Origin of the sequence: Arthrobacter sp. RAF14 (assembly GCF_052114185.1) — a bacterium.
In the GTDB taxonomy this organism is placed as follows: Bacteria; Actinomycetota; Actinomycetes; order Actinomycetales; family Micrococcaceae; genus Arthrobacter_E.
Genome location: NZ_JBFREG010000001.1, coordinates 563,151 through 588,523, shown reverse-complemented (window position 1 = coordinate 588,523; position 25,373 = coordinate 563,151). Strand labels below are relative to the sequence as shown.

General features: G+C 65.7%; 21 protein-coding genes and 1 pseudogene. 10 read left to right on the top strand and 12 right to left on the bottom strand.

Annotated features, from left to right (window positions below; all coding sequences use genetic code 11):
• Window positions 1-152: 152 nt before the first annotated feature.
• Window positions 153-1,661, bottom strand: coding sequence for a DUF2971 domain-containing protein (locus AB4Y75_RS02790; protein ID WP_441434359.1), 1,509 nt, complete (start codon window positions 1,659-1,661; stop codon window positions 153-155).
• A gap of 40 nt (window positions 1,662-1,701) precedes the next feature.
• Window positions 1,702-2,787 (bottom strand): redox-regulated ATPase YchF, encoded by a 1,086-nt coding sequence (gene ychF / locus AB4Y75_RS02785; RefSeq protein WP_441434358.1) that lies wholly within the window; start codon window positions 2,785-2,787, stop codon window positions 1,702-1,704.
• Between the two features lie 78 nt (window positions 2,788-2,865).
• Between ychF and AB4Y75_RS02780 the strand changes: the two genes are divergently transcribed.
• A complete protein-coding gene (locus AB4Y75_RS02780) occupies window positions 2,866-4,065 on the top strand; it encodes a DNA recombination protein RmuC (protein ID WP_441434357.1) in 1,200 nt (399 codons plus the stop codon).
• Window positions 4,066-4,124: 59 nt separating this feature from the next.
• On the opposite strand, the gene AB4Y75_RS02775 is transcribed toward AB4Y75_RS02780, so the two are convergent.
• From AB4Y75_RS02775 to AB4Y75_RS02765, 3 genes are all read right to left on the bottom strand, one after another.
• Window positions 4,125-4,967: a PhzF family phenazine biosynthesis protein gene (locus AB4Y75_RS02775; RefSeq protein ID WP_441434356.1), complete on the bottom strand. Its 843-nt coding sequence runs from the start codon at window positions 4,965-4,967 to the stop codon at window positions 4,125-4,127.
• A 145-nt stretch (window positions 4,968-5,112) separates the two neighbouring features.
• Window positions 5,113-6,198 (bottom strand): 4-hydroxy-3-methylbut-2-enyl diphosphate reductase, encoded by a 1,086-nt coding sequence (locus AB4Y75_RS02770; RefSeq protein WP_441434355.1) that lies wholly within the window; start codon window positions 6,196-6,198, stop codon window positions 5,113-5,115.
• 103 nt (window positions 6,199-6,301) lie between these two features.
• Window positions 6,302-8,533: an MMPL family transporter gene (locus tag AB4Y75_RS02765; protein ID WP_441434354.1), complete on the bottom strand. Its 2,232-nt coding sequence runs from the start codon at window positions 8,531-8,533 to the stop codon at window positions 6,302-6,304.
• Between the two features lie 126 nt (window positions 8,534-8,659).
• Here AB4Y75_RS02765 and AB4Y75_RS02760 point away from each other — a divergent pair, with 126 nt between their 5' ends.
• Window positions 8,660-9,238, top strand: a complete 579-nt coding sequence (locus AB4Y75_RS02760) for a MarR family winged helix-turn-helix transcriptional regulator (protein ID WP_441434353.1) — start codon at window positions 8,660-8,662, stop codon at window positions 9,236-9,238.
• A 16-nt stretch (window positions 9,239-9,254) separates the two neighbouring features.
• Here AB4Y75_RS02760 and AB4Y75_RS02755 read toward each other — a convergent pair whose 3' ends face one another.
• Entirely contained in the window at window positions 9,255-10,148 is an 894-nt protein-coding gene (locus AB4Y75_RS02755; RefSeq protein ID WP_441434352.1) for a hypothetical protein, read from the bottom strand.
• Between the two features lie 139 nt (window positions 10,149-10,287).
• Here AB4Y75_RS02755 and xseA point away from each other — a divergent pair, with 139 nt between their 5' ends.
• A complete protein-coding gene (xseA, locus tag AB4Y75_RS02750) occupies window positions 10,288-11,673 on the top strand; it encodes an exodeoxyribonuclease VII large subunit (protein ID WP_441434351.1) in 1,386 nt (461 codons plus the stop codon).
• Between the two features lie 3 nt (window positions 11,674-11,676).
• Window positions 11,677-11,901, top strand: coding sequence for an exodeoxyribonuclease VII small subunit (locus AB4Y75_RS02745; RefSeq protein WP_441434350.1), 225 nt, complete (start codon window positions 11,677-11,679; stop codon window positions 11,899-11,901).
• 127 nt (window positions 11,902-12,028) lie between these two features.
• On the opposite strand, the gene AB4Y75_RS02740 is transcribed toward AB4Y75_RS02745, so the two are convergent.
• The 4 genes from AB4Y75_RS02740 to AB4Y75_RS02725 form a co-directional block, all read right to left on the bottom strand.
• A complete protein-coding gene (locus AB4Y75_RS02740; RefSeq protein ID WP_441434349.1) occupies window positions 12,029-12,892 on the bottom strand; it encodes a polyphosphate kinase 2 family protein in 864 nt (287 codons plus the stop codon).
• Between the two features lie 50 nt (window positions 12,893-12,942).
• The gene (locus tag AB4Y75_RS02735) at window positions 12,943-14,163 is read right to left on the bottom strand and encodes a pyridoxal phosphate-dependent aminotransferase (protein WP_441434348.1); all 1,221 of its coding nucleotides are present in this window, start codon (window positions 14,161-14,163) and stop codon (window positions 12,943-12,945) included.
• 28 nt (window positions 14,164-14,191) lie between these two features.
• Window positions 14,192-15,190 (bottom strand): ABC transporter substrate-binding protein, encoded by a 999-nt coding sequence (locus AB4Y75_RS02730; RefSeq protein ID WP_441434347.1) that lies wholly within the window; start codon window positions 15,188-15,190, stop codon window positions 14,192-14,194.
• Between the two features lie 112 nt (window positions 15,191-15,302).
• On the bottom strand, window positions 15,303-17,126 hold the full coding sequence (locus tag AB4Y75_RS02725; RefSeq protein WP_441434346.1) for a glycoside hydrolase family 35 protein: 1,824 nt from the start codon (window positions 17,124-17,126) through the stop codon (window positions 15,303-15,305).
• A gap of 115 nt (window positions 17,127-17,241) precedes the next feature.
• Here AB4Y75_RS02725 and AB4Y75_RS02720 point away from each other — a divergent pair, with 115 nt between their 5' ends.
• On the top strand, window positions 17,242-18,282 hold the full coding sequence (locus tag AB4Y75_RS02720; RefSeq protein WP_441434345.1) for a pirin family protein: 1,041 nt from the start codon (window positions 17,242-17,244) through the stop codon (window positions 18,280-18,282).
• Window positions 18,283-18,516: 234 nt separating this feature from the next.
• On the top strand, window positions 18,517-19,029 hold the full coding sequence (locus tag AB4Y75_RS02715; RefSeq protein ID WP_441434344.1) for a MarR family winged helix-turn-helix transcriptional regulator: 513 nt from the start codon (window positions 18,517-18,519) through the stop codon (window positions 19,027-19,029).
• Between the two features lie 445 nt (window positions 19,030-19,474).
• Here the strand turns inward: AB4Y75_RS02715 and AB4Y75_RS02710 are convergent, their stop codons facing one another.
• Window positions 19,475-20,482, bottom strand: a complete 1,008-nt coding sequence (locus AB4Y75_RS02710; RefSeq protein WP_441435249.1) for an aldo/keto reductase — start codon at window positions 20,480-20,482, stop codon at window positions 19,475-19,477.
• 80 nt (window positions 20,483-20,562) lie between these two features.
• On the opposite strand from AB4Y75_RS02710, the gene AB4Y75_RS02705 reads away from it, so the two are divergent.
• From AB4Y75_RS02705 to AB4Y75_RS02695, 3 genes and pseudogenes are all read left to right on the top strand, one after another.
• Window positions 20,563-21,537 carry a quinone oxidoreductase family protein gene (locus tag AB4Y75_RS02705; protein WP_441434343.1) on the top strand — a complete coding sequence of 325 codons (975 nt, stop codon included), beginning with the start codon at window positions 20,563-20,565 and terminating at the stop codon, window positions 21,535-21,537.
• Window positions 21,538-21,613: 76 nt separating this feature from the next.
• Window positions 21,614-22,475, top strand: a pseudogene (locus AB4Y75_RS02700) (IS3 family transposase).
• A gap of 106 nt (window positions 22,476-22,581) precedes the next feature.
• The gene (locus AB4Y75_RS02695) at window positions 22,582-23,103 is read left to right on the top strand and encodes a hypothetical protein (protein ID WP_441434342.1); all 522 of its coding nucleotides are present in this window, start codon (window positions 22,582-22,584) and stop codon (window positions 23,101-23,103) included.
• A 374-nt stretch (window positions 23,104-23,477) separates the two neighbouring features.
• On the opposite strand, the gene AB4Y75_RS02690 is transcribed toward AB4Y75_RS02695, so the two are convergent.
• The gene (locus AB4Y75_RS02690) at window positions 23,478-24,272 is read right to left on the bottom strand and encodes an IclR family transcriptional regulator (protein ID WP_441435248.1); all 795 of its coding nucleotides are present in this window, start codon (window positions 24,270-24,272) and stop codon (window positions 23,478-23,480) included.
• Between the two features lie 68 nt (window positions 24,273-24,340).
• Between AB4Y75_RS02690 and AB4Y75_RS02685 the strand changes: the two genes are divergently transcribed.
• Window positions 24,341-25,366 carry a 2-dehydro-3-deoxygalactonokinase gene (locus tag AB4Y75_RS02685; protein WP_441434341.1) on the top strand — a complete coding sequence of 342 codons (1,026 nt, stop codon included), beginning with the start codon at window positions 24,341-24,343 and terminating at the stop codon, window positions 25,364-25,366.
• Window positions 25,367-25,373: the final 7 nt, after the last annotated feature.

Genomic DNA, 25,373 nt, shown 5'->3' with positions numbered 1-25,373 from the left:
TAAAGGGATGCCTGGTCCCGGTCAGTGGAAGTAGATCTACAGGATCTCGCGTCGCGGGCCACGAATGGACATTGCAACACCGCCGGAAGAAGACCAGACTATGCTTTAGCCGGAAAGGAAACAAATTCGCCGAAAAATACAACCACCATGCCCTAATCGACGGCGCGAATATCGCGGCAAATCAAACCGCGGAGAATATCAAACTTCAAACGAGCCTTGGGTATTTCATCGATGAATTCCTCCAACGCCTTACGAGCGACAACTGAAAAATCCTGCTCAGAAAAATCGCGTTGCCCTCGATACAGGTCCTGCCGTTTGTTGCCGGAATCGATCCACTCTTCAGAACTAATGCACGCATGGACGACTCCACTGCCATCCGATCTGAGCTGAAGCGCAATCTGTGCAACCCAAGTGAAACTGTACGCCGGATCCTGCTCCGCGATAGTTCCCACTCCACCTTCGTAAACAATTTCGTCTCCACGAACGCCAGGTCGGGTTTGACGTTGCCCACTGGGGATTTCAGACGTCGAGGACCCCCAGTCACCGGTTAGCATATTCGTCCAGTTCTCAAGTAGCCGGGACTGATTCATAAGGTGGTCATGCCACATCCGCAACACGGGCGCAGCAAGCTGCGTCGCGACTTCCCGAGCGATAGCCGCAGCTCGCTCGACCTCGTCGAGTGAGCTTAGTCTTTGAGTGAGATCACCCGAACGTCGAGGCGAGATATTCGAAATGGTCGCAGGAACGGGAATGGTCCTACGGCCCGCCTCTTCGAGTATGTCGACCGGACACAGATAAAGATTACGGTTATGGAACCTGATTTGATGCACTTCAACATCGTCAAAGCCAGCCAACATCGCGCGCAAGGCTGGAACTCGGTCACGCGGGAACGCATCTCCCAGCACGACGCCGCGAAGGGCAGTGGTGATATCGAAGTAGAACGGCTCAGTGGACAGGTCTGTTCTAACTAACCTGAATTCGGACTCACTCGCCCAATCAGCATGTTTGCGGAAGAACACGCGGTCACGATGGACTTGCGCATAACGAAGTGCAACGGCGTCGATCCCGAACTCCTCAGCCTGGGCAAGACTAATACCGTACGGGCCGCTTCCCGTCTCCGCGCGTCGATAACGCACTGGCCCATAAAATTGATGGATCGCGCCGCCACGAGATTTCTCAAAAGACTCAATGAGGCGCGCACGATCAAATTTCAGACACACGCCTGCATGCCCGGCGCCGTAGTGGGCCCACAACGATAGATGCCCCCATCCTCGGAGCGCATCCGGATGAATTACGCGCTGAGCGATCTCCCAGTCTTGTGTGAAACACGCCACCTTCGAGTAGCCTCGAATAAACTGATCAATGTCAGTCCAGACTTTCGAATAGTCGTACGCGTCCGAAGGCAAGCCTTCGAAGCCCCCCTCAAGATTTGGAATTAGAGGACGCGATTCCCACAGGTCATTAGTGCCCTGAAATGGAGACATTCTAATGGTGCGAGTCGCGAGAATGCCCAGAATTGCCGCTTCAGAAGAGGTGTAATGATAGAGATCCGATGTCAGCACCTTAGGCGCAAATTTCAGCTCCAGTTCGGGATGATCATCCCCCTCGTCTCCAGTAAGGAAATTTGAATCCGCAGGCAACATTATTGGCTCATCATGCATAGTAAAAACCAACTTTAGACGAGGAAACGAAGAGGCGCACTCACACGTTGAAGCGGAACTCCACCACGTCGCCGTCGGACATGATGTATTCCTTGCCTTCGATGCGGACCTTGCCGCGGGACTTCGCCTCGGACATGGAACCGGCATCGACCAGGTCGTTGAACGACACGACCTCGGCCTTGATGAAGCCGCGCTGGAAGTCGGTGTGGATCACGCCGGCGGCCTGCGGGGCGGTGTCGCCCTGGCGGATGGTCCAGGCACGGGCCTCCTTGGGCCCGGCCGTCAGGTAGGTCTGCAGGCCGAGGGTGTGGAAACCGACGCGGGCCAGCTGGTCCAGGCCGGACTCCTCCTGGCCGTTCATCTCCAGCATCTCGCGGGCCTCCTCCTCGGAGAGTTCCACGAGGTCGGATTCCAGCTTGGCATCGAGGAAGATACAGTCGGCCGGAGCCACGAGGGCGCGCAGTTCGGCCTGCTTCTCCTCGCTGCCCAGAATGCCTTCGTCGGCATTGAAAACGTAGATGAACGGCTTGGCCGTGAGCAGGCTCAGTTCCTTGAGCTTGTCCAGGTCCAGCTTGTCCGAGGCGATCGAGGAGAAGATGGTGTCGCCGCGTTCGAGCACGGCCTGGGCGGCCTTGATGGCGTCCAGCTCGGACTGCTCGCGCTTGCGGGCGCGGATGTCCTTCTCCAGGCGCGGGATGGCCTTCTCGATGGTCTGCAGATCGGCGAGGATCAGCTCGGTGTTGATGGTCTCCATGTCGGAGCGCGGGTCCACCTTGCCGTCCACGTGGATGACGTCCGGGTCGTCGAACACGCGCACCACCTGGGCGATGGCCTCAGCCTCGCGGATGTTGGCGAGGAACTGGTTGCCCAGGCCTTCACCCTCCGACGCGCCCTTCACGATGCCGGCGATGTCCACGAAGGAGACCACGGCGGGCAGGATCCGCTGGCTGCCGAAGATCTCGGCCAGCTTGGTGAGACGTGGATCCTGGAGGTTGACGACGCCGACGTTCGGCTCGATCGTCGCGAACGGGTAGTTCGCTGCCAGGACCTGGTTGCGGGTCAGTGCGTTGAAGAGCGTTGACTTGCCAACATTGGGAAGTCCGACGATGCCGATAGTAAGAGCCACGGTCCACCATCATACCGGGATCCGTCCTCCGGCCCGCCGGCGCAATTAATGTCAGTCCCCCATGGCACAGTGAAAACCATGGAAAACATCCTGCTGGTTCTTCTCGCACTGCTGCTCGGGCTCGTCGCCGGTTTCCTCTGGGGACGCTCCCGGAACGACGACGGCGATCCCCTCCTGCGCGCGCAGCTGCGGGACGCGGAACAGCAGCTCGGCCTCAGCCGCGAATCGCTGGCCGACGCTCGTGCGCGTGCTGAGCTGCTCGAACGCCAGAACAGGGCGCTCAGCAGCTTCGACGAGCAGGAGAACACAGTCCTGCACGCGCTGGCGCCGGTGGCCGAGAAACTCGCGGCCGTGCAGCAGCATGTCGCCGTTCTGGAACGGGACCGCCAGCACCAATTCGGCCAGCTCTCCGAGCAGCTGAAGGCCGCGAGCACCACCGATGCCACTCTCCTGGAAAGCACACGCTCCCTGGAAGCGGCGTTGCGGAACAACGCCAGTCGCGGACGCTGGGGCGAGGTCCAGCTTCGCCGGGTGGTGGAAGCCGCGGGCCTGCTGGATCACGTGGACTTCCACGAGCAGTTCAGCTCGTTGTCCGGGGACTCTGCGGTCCGGCCTGATCTCGTGGTGCAGCTGCCCCAGGGCAAATACCTCGTGGTGGACTCCAAGGTGCCCCTCAGCTCCTTCCTGGAAGCCCAGGAGAACGGCTCGCCGTCAGCGCCGGAGCGGAAGTCCGACCTCATGAAGTCTCACGCCAAGGCGGTCCGGGCCCACATCGACGCCCTCGCGGGTAAGCGGTACTGGGACGCCGTGCCCGCCAGTCCGGAACTCGTGATCTGCTTCCTGCCGGCGGAATCCTTCCTGGCCGCCGCCCTGGAAGCCGATGGCAGCCTGCTGGACTACGGCTTCAGCCGGAACGTCGCCCTCGCCTCCCCCGCCACGCTGATGGCACTGCTGAAGGCCGTCGCCGTCACCTGGCGACAGGAACTCCTGACCGAGAACGCCAAGGACCTCTACGACCTCTCGCAGGAGCTGTACACCCGGATGGGGACGATGGGCGGGCACATCTCGAAGATGGGGTCCTCGTTGAAGTCGAGCGTGGAGAATTACAACCGCTTCGTCGGCACCCTGGAAACCAGGGTTCTCAGCACCGCTCGCAAGATGACCAGCCTGAACCTCGGCGATGCCGAGCAGTTCAGCACTCCGGCCACCATCGAATCCACCCCGCGAGTCCTCACCGCGGCGGAGCTTCTTGACGAAGGCGACCGGGCCGCGTCCTGACGCGCGCCCCGGCAGGACACGCCAGGATCACAGGGACCAGCTGAATCACAGGGACCGCCTCAGCCGCGGAATTCCCCGCTGAACACCACGGTCGCGGTGCCGCCGACCCACAGCTCGCCATCGGCGGCCTTGATGAACAGACGGCCGTCACGGTCCATGCAGCCACCCTGACGGTTGGTGAACGGCGCGGTCGCCCGGCCGGTCTCGATCATCCACTGGGATGCCGACGCATTGAGGCTCCCGGTCACCGGGTCTTCCACGAGCGGGCCTACGCCATCGGAGAAGAAGCCTCGCACTTCGAACGCATCCTGGTCACCGTCGGCGCACGGTCCAAGCACACCGATGTCCCAGCGGCCCGGGTGTCGGCTCGCGTTCGGCTGCAGGTTGACCACGGCTTGGTCGTCTGCCAGGAGCACCCCGACCCAGCCCGGACCATTGTCGATCCACCGGGCCTCGACCACGTCGTCACGCTCAATGCCCAGAATCTCCACGACGTCCGCCAGATACGATTCCTCCACCTCGCCGCCACGGATCAGATCCGGGGCGGCGAAGGAGAGCTTCCCGTCCTCTTCCCGGACCTGGACCAGGCCGGCGCCACACTCCTGCACGATCACGCCCGGGGTCTTCGGCACCCCACCGGCATCCAGCCAGGCCCGTGCGGTGCCGAGCGTCGGGTGGCCGGCGAAAGGGCACTCGGTCCCGGGCGCGAAGATCCTGACCCGGTAATCCGCTTCGTCAGTGGTGGGAGGAAGCACGAAGGTGCACTCGGACAGATTCGTCCAGGCAGTGAACCGGACCATGTCCTCAGTGCTCAGCCCCTCGCCGTCGAGCACCACGGCCACCGGGTTACCGCCCAGCGCCGACGTCCCGAAAACATCCACCTGCTTGAATCGTCTGCTCACGATTCGAGGCTATCAGCCGCCCGCGGGCATCAGCCCAGCTCAGCACCGCCCCAAGCCACGCACCACAACACCCGGCAACGCGAAATCCCCCTGCGCCGCAGAATCCGCAGCACAGGGGGACATCACGATCATCCAGGAAGGAGCCTCAGCTCAGAGGCCGGTTGCCGCGGCCACCCAGGGCCCGGCTGGAATCGCCGGCGGCCTTCAACGTGGCCCGGAGTTCCTTGGGCAGAGAGAACAGCAGATCTTCCTCAGCGGTCACGACTTCCTGCACGTCCGCGTAGCCGTAGTCGGCCAGCAGGCGCAGGACGTCCTGCACCAGAACCTCGGGCACGGAGGCGCCGGACGTCACACCGACGGTGGCAACACCCTCGAACCAGGCCTCGTCCACCTGGTTCGCATAGTCGACGCGCTCCGAACGCTTCGCCCCGTACTCCAGGGCCACTTCCACGAGGCGCACCGAATTGGACGAGTTGGCCGAGCCGACCACGATCACCAGATCCGCCTGCGGAGCCACCTTCTTGATGGCCACCTGACGGTTGGTGGTGGCATAGCAGATGTCGTCGCTGGGCGGATCCTGCAGTGTGGGGAACTTCTGACGCAGCAGGCGCACCGTCTCCATGGTCTCGTCCACGCTCAGCGTGGTCTGCGAGAGCCAGATGACCTTGTCCGGATCACGCACCGTGACCTGATCCACCTCGTGCGGTCCGTTGACGATCTGAATGTGCTCCGGAGCCTCGCCCGCGGTTCCCTCGACCTCTTCATGGCCTTCGTGGCCGATCAGGAGGATGTCGTAGTCGTCCTTCGCGAAGCGCACGGCCTCCCGGTGAACCTTGGTGACCAGGGGGCAGGTGGCATCGATGGTGCGCAGCCCCCGGTCCTCCGCCGACTGCACGACGGCCGGGGACACTCCGTGAGCCGAGAAGATGACGAGAGCACCCTCGGGCACCTCGTCGTTCTCTTCCACGAAGATGGCGCCCTTCTCCTCCAGGGAGGTCACGACGTGCACGTTGTGGACGATCTGCTTGCGGACATACACGGGCGGCCCGTAGTGCTCCAGCGCCTTCTCCACGGCGATGACCGCGCGGTCCACACCGGCGCAGTAACCGCGTGGTGCGGCGAGCAGGACCCTCTTCGGGGCAGTCACCGGCGCAGCGGCTTCCACATCCTCGCGGGTCCGGCGCTTGCGCGGGATGGAGGGCATGGGCACTGAGATTGCGGCCGAGGTCATGAAACCCATTCTACTGAACCGGGCAGGACCCCCGCGGGTGAGCTGCGTCCCAGCGCTCCCCCCGGCAGCGACCACCATCCCTGCGCCAGGCCCGCCTTCCGCGTCAGCGCCTCCGTGACCAGCGCGAAGGCCACCAGATCCACCGCCCCAGCTCGTAGCTGAGCGCCGGAACCAGGAGGGAGCGCACCACGAACGTGTCCAACAGCACGCCGAACGCCACGATGAACGCGATCTGAGCCAGGAACAGGATCGGGATCACTCCCAGCGCCGCGAACGTGGCCGCCAGCACCAGACCCGCGGACGTGATCACGCCGCCCGTCGCCTTCAGGCCGCGGAGCAGACCGTCCCGCGAACCGTGCTTCTTCATCTCCTCCCGCACCCTGCTCATGAGGAAGATGTTGTAGTCGATACCCAGCGCCACCAGGAACACGAACCCGTACAGCGGGACCGAGGCATCCGCCCCCGGGAAGTGCAGCACGTGGTTGAACACCAGCGCCGAGACCCCCAGGGCCGCCCCGAAGGAGAGCACCGTACTCAGAATCAGGATCACCGGGGCGATGATCGACCGCAGCAGGAGTCCCAGGATCACGAAGATCACGCCGAGCACCACCGGGATGATGAGATTCCGGTCATGCACGGACGCCGTGTTGGTGTCCAGGGCCGTCGCGGTGACGCCACCCACCAGGCTCCCCGGCACGTCCCGGCTCAGTGCCTCGCGCAGCTGGACCACCGTGTTCTCGGCAGCCGGCGAATCCGGAGCGTCCGCCAGCGTCGCCTGGAGGAGGACCCTGCCGTCCGCCACCGTCGGCGTCGCCTTCGCCGCCGACGGTCCACCCTGAGCCGTCCCGGTCGGCGCCCCACCGGCAGGCTTCTCCCCCGGAGGCGTCCACGGAATCGACCCGCCCGGGGCCTCCTTGGAGCTGACACTCACCGATTGAACGCCTGGCTGCCGGGCCGCGACGGCGGCGGCATCCGACCAGTGGCCCTCCGGCACCACCAGCAGCGCCGGGCTGCCCGAACCGCCCGGGAAGTGCTCTCCGAGCGCCTTCTGCCCGTCCCGCGCCTCCGAGTGGCCCAGGACCAGGTCCGACTGCGGGACCCCGGAGGCCTGCAATCCACCCAGTCCGAAACAGGCCGCCACCAGGAGCACCACGGTGCTGGTCCAGATCAGGCGCGGACGACGGCGGATGGCCGCGGCGAGCCGGTCCCACACGGTCCGGCGCGCGGACGGGGAGCCGGGGTCGCCGTCGTCGTCCAGAGGACGCGGGCGGCGCGGCCAGAAGGCGGCCTTGCCCATGACGTACAGCAGCGCGGGGAGGAAGGTCAGAGCGGACAGCATAGCGAAGACGATCCCGATGGCCGCCACGGGACCGAGCGCGCTGTTGGACTTCAGATCGCTCAGCAGCAGGCACAGTAGGCCCGCGATCACGGTGCCGCCGGAGGCTGCGATCGGCTCGATGGACCGGCGCAGTGCCGTGCGGGAGGCCGCCCAGCGCTCGTGGCCCTGGGCCAGTTCGTCCCGGTAGCGGGACACGTAGAGCAAGGAGTAGTCGGTGGCCGCGCCGATGACCAGGATGAACAGGATGCCCTGCGTCTGGCCATTGAGCAGCAGCACGCCGGCCTTCGCGAGCCACCAGACGGTCAGCAGGGCCACGCACAAGGCGAAGACACTGCTCAGCAGCACCGCCAGCGGCAGCAGGAAGGAACGGTAGACCACCACCAGGATGATCAGCACGGCGAGCAGCGAGACACCCAGCAGCAGACCGTCGATCCCGGTGAAGCCTTCCAGGAGATCCGCGGTGAATCCGGCGGGACCGGTCACCTGCGCGGTCACCCCGGCCGGCGTCTTCTCCCCCAGCGCCTTCCGCAGGTCCTCCACGACGGCGCCCACTTCGGACGAGGAGTCGACGCTGACGAAGGCCTGGACCGCCCTCCCGTCCTCCGAGGGGATCGCCGGCGAGATGTCACCGGCGACGCCCTCCCGCCCCTTCAGGCTCTGAAGGGCAGCCGTGATGTCCTTCGTCTGATCCGGGGTGAGTGCCGTCTCCGAGGTGAAGACCATGATCGCCGGAATCCGGCCGGGCTCATTGAATCCCGGCAGCAGCTGCTGGACCTGGGTGGCCTCGGCGGAGGACGGCAGATACGTCGTCTGGTCGTTGGAGGAGACCTCGTCCACCTTGCCGAAATACGGTCCCCCGACGCTTCCGGCCACGAGCCAGCCGACGATCAGCAGAGCGGGGAGCAGGATCCTGATCCACCGTGCCGGTCGTCTCACCGTGGTCTCCGGCGGTGCGTCTCCGTCGAGAGTCGCCTGCGCGGTACGGAGTGTTCCCATGTCTCGCCCTCACCATCCCGAGTGGAAGCGACGACGTGACCGCCGCCCGCTTACCTCCATCACCTTGTTTCTAGCCAGGCTAGCAATTAGCCAGGTTGAAAGGAAGCCGAGGAGTAATCTTGAGGCATGACATTTCCGGTTGAGGGCGAAGGCATCGGGCCCGCTTCCGTCTATCACGTCGAGGCCAGCGACCCGCAGCAGGAACTGGTGGACCGGACGGGCCTCGCCGCCGAGGATCTCCAGCAGATCAACCGGCTCATGGAAGCGATGGCGGGTCTGCGCGAGGCGGAGAATCTACTCTCCGACGCCTCGCGCCGCTACATGAAACTGAACGAGTCGGACATGCGAGCGCTGCATTATCTGATCGTGGCGCGCAATCAGGGGATCGTCGCCACACCGGGCGGGATCGCGACGCACCTGGGCATCTCGACCGCCTCCACCACCAAACTCCTGGACCGGCTGGAACGGGCGGGGCACGTTCTGCGCCAGCCACACCCCAGCGACCGTCGGGCACTGGCCATCACGGTCACGGAGGAGACCCGGGCAGCGGCCATGAACACGGTGGGCCGTCAGCAGGCCCGCAGATTCGGCGTCGCGGCGGAGCTGTCGCCCGCGGAACGGGAAGTGGTCATCCGTTTCCTGCAGGAGATGGCGCGGGAAATCACGCCGTCACCGGACATCTGGGACGTCGCCGCGCCGGAGTGATCCCACGCGGGCGCGGTCAGCGGCCGGGCAGGAATCCGTCGTCGTAGAAGTCCTCGTCCTGAGGGGCGGAAGCGGACGCTGTCCGGATCTCCTTGCGCCGCCGGACCGATTCGATCACGACACCGGCCAGGAACCCCGCCAGGCCCGCGATCATGAAGAACCAGAACGCCTGGTCGACCTGAGCCGTGACCACGTCACCCATCCGGGTCAGGACCACTCCTTCGAGCTCGCCGCCCATCCGTTGGCCCAGCACGGTGACGCCCGCGAACGTGGCCACCTTCCAGATCACGGCGATGACCACGACGCCGACGCCTGCGACCATGAGGAATGCACCCCGCCGTCGTGCGCTGACGAGCGCCAGGAGGAAGGCGATCGCGGCGCCGACGGCCAGCGGCGTCCCGTACGGGGCGACTCTGAGCACCGGTTCGATCATCTGCCGCTGGCTGAGATCGCCCATGCTGATGAGCGCCACCTTGGGCCCGGACACCTTGACGGGGAGCTTCTTGTTGACCTCTTTGACCACCAGGTCCACCAGCGGGGCGACGTCCAGCGTGAAGGCCGTGGTGGACGTCTTCGACTCCGCTCCGATGGTCAGCGCATGGCTCCGCTCGAGGGTGGAGTTCCAGGCCTCCGGGTAACCGGGGAGGTCGAACATGTCATTCGCCGCGGCTGTCACAGCCCTGCCCACCGCGGAGTCGAGCGCTTCGGGGACCGGCGCTTCGGAAGCCACTCGCCGGCCGATGGCGGTGGCGAGATCCCTCTTGAAAGAGTCGTCCTGGCCGAGTGGGCTCATGGTCTGCACGAATCCCGCCCGGTCCACGACGTTCTTGTCCAGCCACAGCACGGGGCCCGCGATCAAGGTCAGGACGAAGGACAGGATGGCCGCGAGGACGGCGATGGTGGTACGCACCGTGGCCTTTCTATTGGCGGGAGGCGGGTCGGCGGGACATACGGGTGGTCACCGGGGTCACCAGTCAGTCTAGTCGGCACGAAAATGTCCCCGCTCCTCGATAGGGTGAGGGAAGGAACGGCAAGAGTGAGGAATGCACATGAGCGAACCGCAGGACAGCCTTGCGGCCCTGCCTGCCACCGCGGGCGAGACCTCCCCGGACAATCCCTGGCCTCTGCGTCTCCTCTCGGAGAAGCTCAAGGCTCACATCGACCGGACACCCATGGCCTGGGTGGAAGGCCAGATCATCGAACTGAACCACCGCGGCAGCGCCTCGTATCTGACACTCCGGGACGTCGACGCCGAGGTGTCGCTCCCGGCCTCCATCTGGGCGAACAACCTCAACCGGCTGGACACCACGCTGGAGCGCGGTTCCCGGGTGGTGGCCCAGCTCAAGCCCGAATTCTGGCTCAAGACAGGGCGCCTGAACATGTCGGTGCGGGACATCCGCCCGGTCGGTCTGGGTGATCTGCTCGCCCGGATCGAACGGCTCCGGCAGGCGCTGGCGGCCGAAGGCCTGTTCGACGACGAGCTGAAACGGCCCCTCCCCTATCTGCCGCACCGGATCGGCCTCATCACCGGCCGCGACTCGGACGCCAAGAAGGACGTGCTGCGCAATGCCGCACTGCGCTGGCCCGCCGTCGAATTCGATGTCCGGGAGGTGGCGGTCCAGGGTGTCACGGCCGTCGGTCAGGTGACTGCGGCCCTCGCCCAACTGGACGCCGACCCCGAGGTGGACGTGATCGTGATCGCCCGCGGCGGCGGTTCGCTCGAGGATCTGCTGCCGTTCAGCAATGAGGACCTCATCCGCGCCGTGAGCCTGGCCACCACCCCGGTGGTCAGCGCGATCGGCCACGAGGCGGACCATCCGCTGCTGGACTATGTCGCGGATCTGCGTGCCTCGACGCCCACGGACGCCGCCAAACGGATCGTCCCGGACGTTGCGGAAGAGCTGGCGGGGCTCGCCTACGCCCGGGATCAGATGCGTCGCGTCATCCACCAGCGGGTGGAACGCGAGGCGGAACGCCTCGAACAGCTCCGCTCGCGGCCCGTCCTGGCTCAGCCCCTCACCATGGTCGACGCGCGGGCGGAGGAGCTGCGGCGGCTCCGTCAGAGCGCGACGACGTCGCTCACGTCCGCCCTGGCACGCGGCCAGGATCAGATCACCCACCTCCGGGCACAGCTCCTGGCGCTTTCCCCGCAGAAGACCCTTGACCGCGGGTACGCGGTCGTCCACCTCGACGGCGGTGAGGACTCGGGCGCGATCGTGCGGGACTCGGCCCAGGTGACGGAGGGTCGGGACCTGCTCATCCGCGTCGCCCGGGGGAAATTCACGGCTCAGGCCACGATGCCCGGGGCGGCTCCGGCCGCCGGGAAGAAGACCACGTCCCGGGCGACACCGCGCACCCGCAAAACCACCCAGCAGCCGAACACCCAGCAGCAGAGCACCGGGAGCGGCACCGCTCCACAGGACGAGAGGAACTGACCCATGGCCGAGAAGACCACCACCGCACCGGATGTCGCCGACCTCAGCTACGAGGAGGCCCGTGAGGAACTCCTCCTCGTGGTCCAGCGCCTCGAGGCCGGAGGGAGCACCCTGGAAGACTCTCTGGCGCTCTGGGAGCGGGGCGAAGCACTTGCCGCCCGCTGCGAGGAGTGGCTGGAAGGGGCCCGCGCCCGCCTCAAGGCCGCTCAGCCGGACACCGAGGACTGAGCCGGCCCTGCCTCCGGGCCCGATGACCTGGACCGGAACGGGCCCGATGACCTGGACCGGAACGGGCCCGTGAAAAACCAGGAAGGGCCGGGCTGAGCCTCTGCTCAGCCCGGCCCTTCCATCCGATTCAGGAAGCCTCGACCGCCGCGATCTGCTCGGCGACATCGAAGTCGGCGGACGGCCACTGCGGATCGATGTCCTCCAGCGCGTCGAGCAGCAACTGCTGCACCGCGATCCGGGCATACCACTTCTTGTTCGCCGGGACCACGAACCACGGTGCGGCCTCGGTGGACGTCTTTTCGAACATGGCCTGGAACGCCGCCTGGTAGTCGTCCCAGAAACCGCGTTCCTTGAGGTCTCCGGTGCTGTACTTCCAGTGCTTCGCGGGGTCCTCCAGGCGGGCCAGCAGACGTTCCTTCTGCTCGTCCTTGGAGATGTGCAGCATGACCTTGACGATCCGGGTGCCCTGGGCGATCAGGCGTTCCTCGAACTCGTTGATGGCGGCGTAGCGGCGCTCCAGCTCGGCTTCATCGGCCCAGCCGTGCACGCGGTGGATGAGGACGTCCTCGTAGTGGGAGCGGTCGAAGACGCCCACCATGCCCGCCCCGGGCACTTCGTTCTCGATGCGCCAGAGGAAGTCATGAGCCTTCTCCTCCTCGGTGGGGGCCTTGAACGCCTTCAGGCGCACGCCCTGGGGGTCCATCGCCCCGACCACATGGCTGACGATGCCGCCCTTGCCCGCGGTGTCCATGGCCTGGAGGACCAGGAGCACACGGTCCGGGGAGCCGCCCTTCGAGGCGGCGAACAGACGCTCCTGCAGCCCCGCGAGCAGATCGTCCTGCCGCACGAGGTGCGCGGCGCCGTCGCTCTTGCGGCCCGGGAACCCCGGGGAGGACTCAGGATCGACGTCCGCCAGCCTGAACCCCTCCCCTACCTTCAGGGTCTTCGCGGGATCTCGCGTGAAATCCACCAGGCTCTTCGTCGATGCCATGCTCAGGTCCTTCCCCAGGGGTGTGTGGCCGCTCAGCGACCGGATGCCAATCAGTTGCCGGGGTACCGGCTCAGGAATTCGGCCATGCGGCCGATGGCCTCTTCGATGTCCGGCACGGCGGGCAGGGTGACCATCCGGAAGTGATCCGGTCGGACCCAGTTGAACGCGCGCCCGTGGGACACCAGGATCTTCTGCTCGCGCAGCAGGTCCAGGACGAATTTCTCGTCATCACGGATGTGATAGACCTCGGGGTCCAGCTTCGGGAACAGGTACAGCGCGCCGTGGGCCTGCTCGGTGCTCACACCGGGAATGGCGTTGAGCAGTTCGTACGCTTTGTTCCGCTGCTCCAGGAGCCGGCCTCCCGGGAGGATCAGGTCATTGATGCTCTGGTATCCGCCGAGTGCCGTCTGGATGGCGTGCTGGCCGGGGACATTGGCGCACAGCCGCATGTTGGCGAGGAGGTTGATGCCCTCCAGGAAGTCCTTGGCCGCGGCCTTGGGTCCGGAGATGGCCATCCAGCCCGCGCGGTAACCACAGATGCGGTACGCCTTGGAGAGGCCGTTGAAGGTGAGACAGAGAACGTCGTCGCCGGCGATCTTGGCCGTGTTCACGTGCACGGCGTCGTCGTAGAGGATCTTCTCGTAGATCTCGTCGGAGAAGACCACCAGGCCGTGCTTGTCCGCCAGCTCCACGATCGCCCGGACGGTGCTCTCCGGGTAGACGGCGCCCGTGGGGTTGTTCGGGTTGATGAGGACGATGCCCTTGGTGCGCTCGGTGATCTTGGATTCCAGGTCCGAGATGTCCGGGGCCCAGCCCTCCTCCTCCACGCAGAGGTAGTGGACGGGGCGGCCGCCGGCCAGACTCACGGAAGCTGTCCACAGCGGGTAGTCCGGGGTGGGGATGAGGATCTCGTCGCCGTCGTTGAGCAGCGCCATGAGGGACAGCGTGATGAGCTCGCTGACACCGTTGCCGAGGTAGATGTCATCCACGCCGATGTTCTGGATGCCGCGCGTCTGGTAGTACTGCGACACGGCGGTGCGGGCGGAGAAGATGCCCCGCGAGTCGCTGTAACCCTGCGCGTGCGGCAGGTGGCGGATCATGTCCACCAGGATGGCGTCCGGCGCTTCGAAGCCGAAAGGCGCGGGATTGCCGATGTTCAGCTTCAGGATCTTGTGCCCTTCGGCCTCCATCTGCTGGGCAGCCTCAAGAATCGGTCCCCGGATGTCGTAGAGGACGTTGTGAAGCTTGGTGGACTGCTTGAATTCTGCCATTCACCAAATATGCCATATGAGGCGGCCTCTACCCTGTGATCCCCCTCTCTTTGAGCCAGGAGACGGCGACTTCGTGGGGTGTGCGGGCCTGGTCACCCCGAATGGCACGGTTCATGGTCACCAGGTCGTCCGCCGTCAGGGTTCTGGAGACGTTGTTGACGGCGTCCCGGGCCTTGTCAGGCAGGGCGACTTCGTCCACCACGGGCACCACCTGCTCGGGCAGGAGGGCCCTGCGATTGTCCTCCAGGACCACCAGGTCGTTGTCACCGATCGCGGGATCGGTGCTGAGCATGACCGCCACCTGGGCCTCATCCTCCAGGAGGGACCGGAGAGGCTGCGGGAGGGCCGAGCTGGGCTGCGTCTGGCCACTGGGCAGCGACGGCCCACCATCCGGACCGCTCGTCATGCCGTAGGTCAGAATGCGTTTGGGCGTGCAGGAGTAACCGCTCTTCAGCGCCTGGGAGCCGTAGGCGCCGCCGCTGAAGTCCGCGGCGGCGGCGAACACCGTCTGCGAGCAGACCTTCCCCAGGTCCTCCAAGGTCTTGAGCTGGTACTTCTCCGCCGTCACCTTGGTCACCACCACGACCTCGCGGTCCTGCGCGCCTGACGCGTCCAGGATCGCCAGCGGCTTGCGCAGGGCCGTGGTGATACCGGCCTTGACCGCGTCGTCGCCGGTGTCCTTGGCGGAGCCACCCAGCGCCTCCAGCAGACTGCCGGTGTACGCCGGGACCAGCTGCACCTTGCCGGAGCGCAAGGCTTCCAGAGTGGCGGCCCGCCCGCCGACGTTGAGCTTCACGCTGCTCGGCACCCCGGCCGACCGGATCGCGCCGGAGTACAGTTCCGCGATGAGCGCGCCTTCCGCCGTGTCCAGTGCGCCGACGACGACGGGCCGCTGGGGCGCGCCGCTCGTCACGGCCGGGCTCGGGGCAGGCCGCCCGGGGGTGCAGGCGGTGAAAGCCGGCAGGCACGCCAGAACGGCGGCGGCCATCACGGTCCGGAAAACGACGGACCGGCGCAGCGGGGCCATGGGGCACTCCTTCGAGGGGCGTTCAGGACGGTGCGAGAGCCTGTCCAGCATATCCCGCGGCCCTGCACCGTTCCTGGGCGCTCAGCTCAGGAGCGTCCGCTGGAGAGCCGGCTCAGGCGAGGTCGGCCTCTGTGATGACATCGACGCTCACGGCGCCCAGCTGAGGCTCCTCGCGCAGTTCCACGGCGCCACCGCTGACTCCCAGTTCCAGCACCCGCACCGTGTTCCGCCCGGACTTCACCAGGGGTGCGGGCACGTACAGGGTCTCCTGCGGTCCGATCTCCCAATAGCGTCCCAGCAGGAAACCGTTCACCCACACGAAGCCCTTGGTGGAGCCCGGCAGTGCCAGGTAGGTGTCCGCCGGCGTCTCCACGTCGAAGGTGGCCAGGGCGAGGTCCGCCAGCTCATCCTCACCGAACCGGGAGGGATCCACCACGAGGTGCTCCCAGCCGAGGGTGAACCGCTGATTCACGAGCACACCGCCCAGCAGGCCCTTGCGCTGGCCGGTGTGCGGGCCGTAATTGATGCGGCCCAGATTCTCGACCAGGATCTCCAGCACGACTTCGCGGCCATGCCCCTGAACGGCCAGGCCTGCGGCGCCGGTCTTGTCGTCCAGGATCCCCACCGGCTCGCCGTCCACCCACAGCTGCGCACGGTCGTGGAGGTCCGGCAGCTTGATGAGGCACTCCTGCGGAGCGTCCTCGCGGCCCGGAAGGACCGCCGTCGCGCGGTGGAAGAGCAGGCCGTGATGCTGGCCCACCTCTTCGAAACTCAGCGGCCGCTCGCTCGGGTGATGCTCGCCGGCAGCGACGGCGGCATCGAGTCCGGCGCGCAGCGAGTCCAGGAGCGGGAGACGGGCGGGGGCCAGTTCAAGGGTGCTCGCCGGCAACACCGGCGCCGCTTCCAGCAACGCCGCCGGGATGGCGGGCCATTCGTCCTCGAGGAAACCCTCGGCCCGCAGGAATTCGGCGCGGATGGCGTGGAACTTCTCGGTGAGGGTGCCGTTCTCCGCGATCGGCGCATCGGAGTCGTAGCTGGTGACCGTCGGCTGGATGCCACCGTCCTCGTTCGCCCCCGCGCCGAGCCCGAAGTTCGTTCCGCCGTGTGCCATGTAGACGCAGACGGAGCCGCCGGCGTCGAGCATCTTGCGGATCTCCGCCGCGGCCTCGCTGCCCGGGCGCACGTGGTGGGCCTCGCCCCAGTGGTCGAACCAGCCGCCCCAGAACTCCACATTGAAGAAAGGCTCGCTGGGCCGGCGGCGCTTCCAGACCTCGATCGCCTCGTCGCCGCGCGAACCCAGGGTGGCGGTGGCCCAGATCTCCGGAACGGCGCCGCCGTCCAGGTAGTAGTCGCTGCCGCCGTCGGCGGTGAACAGCAGCTCGGTGATGCCCCGCTCGCGGAGGGCTTCGGCACTCCAGCGGATGTACTCGGCGGAGTCGCCGTAGCTGCCGTATTCGTTCTCCACCTGGACCGCGACGACGGGTCCGCCCTGCGCTGCCTGCCGTCCGGTGATGGCGGGGACCAGGTGGTCCAGCCATTCGCCCACAGGTCCGGTGAAGCGCGGGTCGGTGGAGCGGAGCATGATGTCGGGTGTCCCGGTCAGCCAGGACGGGAAGCCGCCATTGTCCCATTCGGCGCAGATGTAGGGCCCGGGACGGACGATCACGTCCAGGCCCAGCTCCCCCGCCAGATCGATGAAACGGCCCAGATCCCGCCAGCCGCTGAAGTCCGGCGCGTCCTCGCGCCGCTCCTGGTGGAAATTCCACGCGACATAGGTGTCCACGGTGTTCGCGCCCATGGCTTTCAGACGGGTCAGCCGGTCCTCCCACAGATCGGGGTGGACGCGGAAGTAGTGGATGGCGCCGGCCAGAATACGGTGCTCGCGGTCCCCCTTGAAGAGGCGGGCATCGCGGTAGCTGAGGATCGGTGTGGGCATTGCTCAAGTCTAGAAGCGGACGCACACTTAATCGATACAAAATAAACAATTACGCACAAGGTGGACGGTGCACTGACCACCTGGCCGGACCGCCCCGGCGGCGTAGAGTGGCGCTGTGACCAACCTCGACCCGTCCCCGGATCAGCAGGCCTGCCCGGCCCGCACCACCGTGCCGGAACCGTGCCTGGAACTCTGGCCGGAGCGAGCCGTGCCGCTCGGCGGAATCCGTGCCATCACCGTCCAACGGACCCTCCCCCTCAAGGACCTTCCCACCATCGGAGCGTGGTGCTTCCTGGACCGGTTCGGGCCTGAGCGTGTTGCCATGACCGTTCTGCCGCACCCCCACATCGGGCTCCAGACCGTCACGTGGCCGTTGAAGGGCGAGATCCGTCATCGGGACAGCCTCGGCAGCGACGTGACCGTCCGTCCCGGCGAGCTCAATCTGATGACCGCCGGCCGCGGGATCGCCCACTCGGAATTCACCTGTGTGGACGGCGAGGAGATCCCGGTCCAGGAGGGCCTCCAGTTCTGGGTGGCGCTGCCGGACGAGCATCGGCACCGCGAGCCCGCGTTCGAACAGCACCAGGATCTGCCCCGCACCTCCGGCGACGGCTGGGAGGCGACCGTGGTGATGGGCTCGCTGGCCGGCGTCAGTTCACCCGCGAGCGCTTTCAGCCCGATCGTCGGGGCACAGGTGAACGCCGAAGGTTTGGCCACCATCCCGCTGGAGCCCGGCTTCGAACACGCGCTGCTGGTCATCGACGGCGCCCTGAGCGTCGAAGGGCAAGCCCTGGAGCCGGGTCCGCTCCTCTACCTCGGCGGCAAGCGGAGCAGCATCCCCGTGGAGGCCGGTCCGGGCGCACGCTTCTTCCTCCTCGGCGGCGCACCGCTCGGCGAGAACCTCCTCATGTGGTGGAACTTCGTGGGCCGGGATCACCAGGAGATCGTGCAGGCCCGGGACGACTGGGAGGCCAGCGGCACGCTGTACACGGACGACGGCGTCGAGCCGACGGCCGCGGAGATCGCCGGATCACGCTTCGGCTGGGTCGCCGGTCACCAGGGAGGCGACACCCCCGAGGCACAGGCGGAGGTGGGGCATATCCCAGCTCCCCCGCTGCCGGGCGTGACGCTTAGACCACGCGTGCGGCGGCGCTGAGCGGCGCCCGTCGTCGTTTGCTCGACGTGTCACTGCTCCCGGGTCTGCACGCCGTGAGCCAGGTCGGCCCACAGCCTGTCGCGCTCCGGGCCGGAGACACGGACGACGTCGTAGGTCCGGTCCCTGCCGTGGTGGTCACGCCCTCGCCTTGGCGCCCTTCGGTCTAAACTAGCGAAATCAAATTTTCAGTTGTGCCATAGGCCTGTGAAGAAGCAGATGCGGTAGCATAATAAGATGCCTGCTAAGAACGCGAAGAGTGCTTCCGGTCAACCGCGGCTGTCGGCTCCGCGACGTGGCCAGGCCGCGTTCGAGGAGGATCTGGACTCCAGGCTCGGCACCTATCTGAAACTCGCTGAGCAGACGCTCATGGCCGAGAAGGCGCGAGCTCTCCGTGATTTCGATCTGAGCGTGGCGCAGTACGCGACCTTGATGGCGCTGTATTACGTTCCCGAGCAGTCGGCGGCGATGCTGGCCCGCACGGCTGCTGTGACGCCTCAGACGATGGCCACGGTCTTGTCGAAGCTTGAGGCCAAGAGGCTCGTGGACCGTGTTCATTCGGAGATTCATTCCAAGGTCCTCCTGGTGTCGTTGACGCCGAGCGGTGAAGCGCTGGTGCTGAGAGCTGATGCCAGCGCGCGGGCTGTCGAACAGCGCCTGCGGGATGCCTTCACCGAGAGCGAAGTGGCTGTCTGGAAGGAGCTGCTTCTGCGCGCGGCGTCAGCGGTGCGTGATCGGGACGGCGAATAGAGCACTGCATCCCTCGGCCCGGAGCTGTCGAACGGCGATCGGCGAGGCGTTGGAGGATCTGGTTCATCGCCGAATCGATGCTCTTCTGTGGGTGATCGGACGGAAGCAGGGTGAAGGCTGGGCGCGCCGTGTGGAACCCTGGGCGCCGAATGGCCGTTCCGCTCGCGTGGAGTCTTTGGTGGCCGCCGAGATGGTCGCCGTCGTGACTGAGATGTGGGCGTCGCTGACATCAACCGATATCCCAATCACTCGCACGAGGGCAGCACGGCAAGCCTGTTCTCGTCCTGAGTGACGAGCGCCGCGCAGATCTCACCTCTCACCGTGTCGATCGCTCACGACTCGTCGCCCGTAGGGGTCGTTTTTTCCTTTCGAAGAAGCATCGGCCTGGACGTCGAATCCTGCGAGCGGGTCATCCCGTCGACCGCCCAGTTCCTCCTGACGTCGGCTAGTAGCGGCTTCCGCGAGCAGGCCCGAGGTCGTCGAGCTCAGCGGTTTCGGTCGCGCTGAGGCGGACATCGATGGCTCCGAGGTTGTCCATGAGGTGGCGTCGTGTGCGGGTTCCTGGAATCGGCAGTACTTGGGGTCCTTGACCCAGAACCCAGGCCAGGGAAACCTGTGCAGGTGACGCGTCGTGTGTCGTGGCGATCCGGCGCACGGCCGTGGTGATGAACCGGTTGTGTTCCAGCGCCTCGGGCTGAAATCGAGGATTGGTTTTGCGGAAGTCGTCGTCATCGAGCTTGCCGACCTCGATGCTGTCAGTCAGGAAACCTCGGCCGAGAGGGGCGAAGGGCACGAAGCTTGCGCCGTGCGCCGCGGTCCAGCCCACCACGTCTCCCCCAGGCGCGCCCGCAGATCCCGCGGTCCCGGGTCGTACGTCATGGCCTGCCGAAGGGATCCCTTGGGCGTCGCGGGTCCACAGCGACAGTTCGGACTGGATCGCTGTGACGGGGTGGATCGCATGGGCGCGTGCGGCTTCAGACGTGCTGACCTCCGACAGGCCCAGCCAGCGGATCTTTCCCTGCGAGACCAGGTCTGCCAGAGCACCCCAGCTGTCCTCCAGGGGGACGGCAGGGTCGATTCGATGCAAGTAGTACAGGTCGATGACCTCGCGTCCCAGATGCGACAGGCTTTCCTCGACCTGGCGCCGCAGCGAATCCGGAGTGGCCTCCCGCCGCATCGTGTGTGTCGCGAGGTCATCGACGACGAGCCCGCCCTTCGTGGCCACCACGACATCTGATCGCTCTTTCAGCGCCCTGCCGACCAGCCGCTCGTTGTGGCCGTCGCCGTACACGCGCGCCGTGTCGAAGAAGTCGACCCCCTGATCAACCGCCGCGTGGATCACCGCCGTGGACTCGGCGTCGTCGCGGCTGCTTTCCGCGTAACCCCAGCTCATTCCCATGCACCCCAGCCCCAGGGGGGAGACCGTCCGTCCGGTTGTTCCGAGTTCCCGCATCATCATTGTCATCGTACCCTGTCATGTATCAGCTGTCTGCTAGTGTGGCCAGCGTACATGACGAGCGAAGGAGTATGACGATGAAAGCGCTTCAGATCACTGACTACACCGGTGCCGGGACCCTGAGCTACCGAGATGCGGAACCGCCCGTGCCCGAGGAAGGGCAGGTCGCGATCGAGGTCACCCATGCCGGCGCGAATTACGTCGAGGCCCTTTTCGCGGGTGGCTTCGTCCCTGAACTGCCGCTGCCCTGGACGCCGGGGATCGAAGCGGTCGGCTATCTGGTCGGGAACGAACCCCGGGACGGTGCGGCGGAAGGAGGAGTGCCCGTCGCGGCACTGACCATCAACGGTGGAGGTGCATACGGTCAGATCGCCGTGACCAACGAGCATCTGGTCAAGCCGGTCCCGGCGGGGCTGTCTCCCGTCGTGGCTGCCGCAGTGCCGTCCAACACCACCACGGCGCTGCTCGTGATCGAACGCCTTGCGAAGCTCCACCCGGGGGAGAGCGTCCTGGTCCACGCCGCTGCCGGCGGCCTCGGTTCGCAAATCGGACAGGTAGCCAAACACTGTGGCGCAGGGCGGGTGGTGGGCGTCGTCGGACGTGAGGAGAAGCGTCAGCATGCGCTCGACCTCGGATATGACGAGGTCTGGCTGCGCTCGGAGCTCGAGCAGCACCTGGACGAACGGTTTGATGTCATCGCCGACCCGGTCAGCGGCCCGACCCGTGCGCTCAGCATCGATCTGCTCGCCTTCGAGGGTCGCCTTCTGGTCGTCGGCGACGCCGCGCAAGCCGGAGACCAGTACATCAGCAGCAACAGCTTGTGGTTTGGCGGCAAAAGCATTCTCGGATTCAACCTCGGCGCGCTCGCTGCAGCTCATCCAGAGCTCGTCGGCGAGTATCTCGACCGGGCGTTGCATCTGGTGGCGGACGGAACGATCCGTGTTGAGGTGACCGCTGCCGAACCCATCCGGAACGGCGCATCCGTGCTCGAGGACCTGCGTTCCGGAACGACGATCGGCAAGACCGTCCTCATTCACGAGTCAGCATTCTGACTCTGTCTCCGGGGACTGCCCCGGTTTTGTCGACTCCTTGATCTAGCGAGCTGGTGCTCGTGGAAGGATGTTGACCATGCCCACGGCTTATGGGGCGGAGTTCCGCCAGGATGTCATTGATGTGGCCCGCAAGGGCGAAGCGCCGCTGGCGCAGATTGCGAAGGATTTCGGGCTCTCGGTCACGACGCTGAAACGGTGGATTGCCATCGCCGAACGGAAGGAATCCGGAGCCGGCCCGGCAGCGGCCGGGTCGACCGAGATGCGGGAGTTGAAGAAGCGCAACCGCCTGTTGGAGCAGGAGAACGAGATTCCGCGCCGGGCTGCTGCCTATCTGGCGAGGGACATCAACCCAAAATGATGTACCCGCTGGTCACGGATCTTGCCGCCGACGGTATTCCCGTGGCGGTGATCTGCAGGGTGTTGGGATTCAGCAAGCAAGGCTACTACCGGTGGAGGTCCTGCCCGGTGACGGACCGGGACTGGGAGGACGCGCACCTGGTCAACGCCGCTCGGGACATCCACGACGACGATCCGGCCTTCGGATACCGTTTCATCGCCGACGAACTCCCCGAGAAGCGCATCATGGCGGGCGAGAACAGGGTCCAGCGCTTGTGCCGGGACCACGGCATTTGGTCCGTGTTCTCCAAGAAGCGTGGCCTGAACCGGAAGCCGGGTCCACCGGTCCACGATGACCTGGTGGAGCGGGACTTCACCGCCGACGCGCCGAACGAGCTGTGGCTGACCGACATCATGGAGCACCCCACTGCCGAGGGAAAGATTTACCTCGGCAGCGGTGGCTCACCAGGCAGGAACTCCGACTTGCCATCACGACCTGGATCGAGCGGACCTACCACCGCCGGCGACGGCAAAGACGGCTGGGAAAACTCACGCCAATCGAATATGAAACAATCAACCGGACCGCGCTCACAGCGGCCTAAGACCCCGAGTCAACAAAAGCCGGGGCAGTCCCCTCAGTATCCGAGAGTACCTGGAACCGCGATACCCGCTCAGGTTCCCAGCCCGTCCCGCCTTCGCTATTTTTAAATGACACTGGCGGCCGGCCGCCAGCGTGGAAGTGAGAACTTGATGGAACGACAAGAGCTGCCGGAAGGTGGCCCTGAAGATGAACCTACAGCAGAGCCGATGTCCTCTCGCATCCGGACGTCGCATCTGATTTTGTCTGCCACGCTCAGTTTCATTGCCATGATCTTCTGCGTAACCGCTTGGGAAGCTCTGTTTGTCGACCCAAATGGATCGACTTCTATCGTATCTGTGAAAGCCCCAACCATTACATGGGCTGCCGGCACGGCGACGAGTCTAATCTGCGTTCTTGCATTTTTTATCAGAGGCTCGATGCGCAAGATACCTGAATCACGCCAGAAGTATTTGCTGACGATAAGCTTCTTTCTCTCGGCGGCAATAGTTCTAATTGGAATCTCCGTCGCGACGCTACTGTGGAGCCGAGATGCAGGACCAATCTTGCGAATCACCGGGAACTTCGCGGGATTAAGTGCATTTGCGATCCTGATATTTATGAAAATTAGGTCAGTGGATCTTTCGCAGTAGGCAAGCGAGCCTCCCACCCCGCCTATACCCCTACTTGGAGTTGCAGGCATCGGCTGCCATTTGCCGCCTTTAAAGGCGAGGTGGATCATCAAGGACGCGGAGTGAGGAAGCAGACGAGCGCCAGCATCTTGTGCCGTCGGGGCCGTTTCTTAAATCCGCAAATTTCCGCGGCATGAGGGTATTCCACACCGCCAGGATGTTCCGACGACCGGCCAGCCTCTCGGAGAGCATCTGGCCGGCGCGTCTACCGGCTGGCAGGAAAGAACCGGACAAGGCGGTGCCGTCTCGAAAGAGACTAGTACGAGGCTTGCAGACATTGCTGCACTTCGGGAGCCGGCTGCCATTGTGTTGGTTGCCAGCCATGAGATGCGTCCCTAGCCTGCCACCTTGTGGCCCATCTCCTTTGAGATGGCGTCGGCGACGTCCTGTACCGGGGTGAGGAGTTCGCGCATGCGGTTGGGTGGCATGTAGGGGGCAGTAGCTGAGACGCTGATGGCTCCGACGATGGCTCTTGAGCCGTCCCTGACGGGGGCTGCGACACAGCGGATGCCTGGTTCGTTTTCTTCCATGTCGTAGGCGTAGCCACCCTTGCGGTAGTGGTGCATACGACCGAGGAAGTCTTCCTCGGCCTTCGCTCCGGCTGTGTTGGCCGCGGGGGCTGCGGCAGTTTCATCGGCCGGCGCCTCCGCGCGCCAGCATTCCGCCCAGATGGCGGGCTCGTCATCCAGCAGTATCGCTTTGCCGATTCCCGTGCGGGTCAGTGGCATGCGTGATCCGACTCGGGAACGCATTTCAGCTCCTCGCTGGCCTGGGATCTTGACGAGGTAGAGAACGGATTCATGGTCACGGACGGCTAAGTGCACGGTATCCAGCACCTCGGCCGCTAGGTCCTCCAGAAAGGGCCGTGCCACGGCTGCTAAGGGGTTGGACGAGAGGGCGCTGAACCCGAGCTCGATCAGGGTCGGTCCCAGGCGGAGGCCCGCGGGCGTGTCGCGGAGGTATCCCTCGCTTTTGAGTGCTTGCAGGAGCCGATGCACGGTGCTACGCGGGAGGCCAGTGACGCGCTGCAGTTCCGAGGCCTTCCTGGCGCCGTCCGCAACGAGCCGCACCAGGGAGAGCCCGGTGAGTAGTGTCTGGGCACCCTTCGGCGGAGAGTCCGCCTGTCGCATCAAATCCACACCTCCCACTATATGGGTTGCAATTGAACAGTGTGAGACATACTGCCTACTTTCGTCCTATGCCACACCCTCACCTGCCCGAAGAGCCTGCCTTGCTGGCGCTGGACTGGGGCACGTCTTCCCTGCGCGCCTGGTCCCTTGACCTCAATGGCGCCATCCTGTCTTGGACCACCTCGGGCGACGGGCTTCGCACTGTGAGAGAACGCGCCACGGTGGAAAGGATGAACCTTGGCGAGGCGTTCGCCGGCACTCTGGCCGGACTGCGTGAGCGGCTGGGCGCGACGGAGACGCCAGCGCTGGCCTGCGGCATGATCGGCGCCGATGATGGCTGGTCCAGGGCCGGCCGCCTCACCCTCCCGGTCCCCGCCGAGGCGGGAGCCTTCCGCCCCGCAGACGTTCCCGGGACCTGCCCCGCGGTCAGTATCGTTCCCGGGCTCAGGACGGATTCGGATGCCACGGGTGCCTGCGATGTGATCCGTGGCGAAGAGACCCAGGTCCTGGGGGCCGTGGCCCGCCTGGGCCATCCGGCCGAGGCAATCCTCGTCCTGCCCGGTACGCACACCAAGTGGCTTCGCGTGGCCGAGGGCCACATCGTTGATTTCACCACGGTCATGACCGGTGAGTTACACGCGGCGCTGCTGACGGCCACCATTCTGGGCGACCCCGCCCGGCACGCCGGGGCGGCCTCGACCGGGCCAGCGCAGATCGATAGCGAGGCGTTCGACGCGGGCCTGCGGCACTCGCTTTCCCACCCGGGCCAACCGCTGGCAGCTGGCCTCTTCAGCGCCCGCACACGTCACCTTGCCGGGGAATTGGCACCTGTTGCGGTCGCGTCCTACCTCTCCGGGCTGCTGATCGCCGATGAGACGGCCACGATGCTTCCCGCAGCCCTGGACGTCGGCGCCCCGATGGCTTTGTGCGCCGACGGTCCCCTGGGGGGCCTGTACCAGCGGGCTCTCGCAGCTCAAGGCGCGGACATGCCGGTACTGCAGGACACCGCTCTGGAAGGTTTGCGGGTCGTGGCCCGCGCTTGGGGCCTTCTACCGGACGTCGTCGCCCCCGTTACCTCATTCCCCTCTGCCTAAGGACTCT

Excerpts from the sequence above, each read along its gene's own strand:
- AB4Y75_RS02790 (WP_441434359.1), bottom strand. The coding sequence starts at position 1,661 with ATGCATGATGAGCCAATAATGTTGCCTGCGGATTCAAATTTCCTTACT.
- AB4Y75_RS02780 (WP_441434357.1), top strand. The coding sequence starts at position 2,866 with ATGGAAAACATCCTGCTGGTTCTTCTCGCACTGCTGCTCGGGCTCGTC.
- AB4Y75_RS02770 (WP_441434355.1), bottom strand. The coding sequence starts at position 6,198 with ATGACCTCGGCCGCAATCTCAGTGCCCATGCCCTCCATCCCGCGCAAG.
- AB4Y75_RS02765 (WP_441434354.1), bottom strand. The coding sequence starts at position 8,533 with ATGGGAACACTCCGTACCGCGCAGGCGACTCTCGACGGAGACGCACCG.
- AB4Y75_RS02760 (WP_441434353.1), top strand. The coding sequence starts at position 8,660 with ATGACATTTCCGGTTGAGGGCGAAGGCATCGGGCCCGCTTCCGTCTAT.
- xseA (WP_441434351.1), top strand. The coding sequence starts at position 10,288 with ATGAGCGAACCGCAGGACAGCCTTGCGGCCCTGCCTGCCACCGCGGGC.
- AB4Y75_RS02745 (WP_441434350.1), top strand. The coding sequence starts at position 11,677 with ATGGCCGAGAAGACCACCACCGCACCGGATGTCGCCGACCTCAGCTAC.
- AB4Y75_RS02740 (WP_441434349.1), bottom strand. The coding sequence starts at position 12,892 with ATGGCATCGACGAAGAGCCTGGTGGATTTCACGCGAGATCCCGCGAAG.
- AB4Y75_RS02735 (WP_441434348.1), bottom strand. The coding sequence starts at position 14,163 with ATGGCAGAATTCAAGCAGTCCACCAAGCTTCACAACGTCCTCTACGAC.
- AB4Y75_RS02730 (WP_441434347.1), bottom strand. The coding sequence starts at position 15,190 with ATGGCCCCGCTGCGCCGGTCCGTCGTTTTCCGGACCGTGATGGCCGCC.
- AB4Y75_RS02725 (WP_441434346.1), bottom strand. The coding sequence starts at position 17,126 with ATGCCCACACCGATCCTCAGCTACCGCGATGCCCGCCTCTTCAAGGGG.
- AB4Y75_RS02715 (WP_441434344.1), top strand. The coding sequence starts at position 18,517 with ATGCCTGCTAAGAACGCGAAGAGTGCTTCCGGTCAACCGCGGCTGTCG.
- AB4Y75_RS02710 (WP_441435249.1), bottom strand. The coding sequence starts at position 20,482 with ATGCGGGAACTCGGAACAACCGGACGGACGGTCTCCCCCCTGGGGCTG.
- AB4Y75_RS02705 (WP_441434343.1), top strand. The coding sequence starts at position 20,563 with ATGAAAGCGCTTCAGATCACTGACTACACCGGTGCCGGGACCCTGAGC.
- AB4Y75_RS02695 (WP_441434342.1), top strand. The coding sequence starts at position 22,582 with ATGACACTGGCGGCCGGCCGCCAGCGTGGAAGTGAGAACTTGATGGAA.
- AB4Y75_RS02690 (WP_441435248.1), bottom strand. The coding sequence starts at position 24,272 with ATGCGACAGGCGGACTCTCCGCCGAAGGGTGCCCAGACACTACTCACC.
- AB4Y75_RS02685 (WP_441434341.1), top strand. The coding sequence starts at position 24,341 with ATGCCACACCCTCACCTGCCCGAAGAGCCTGCCTTGCTGGCGCTGGAC.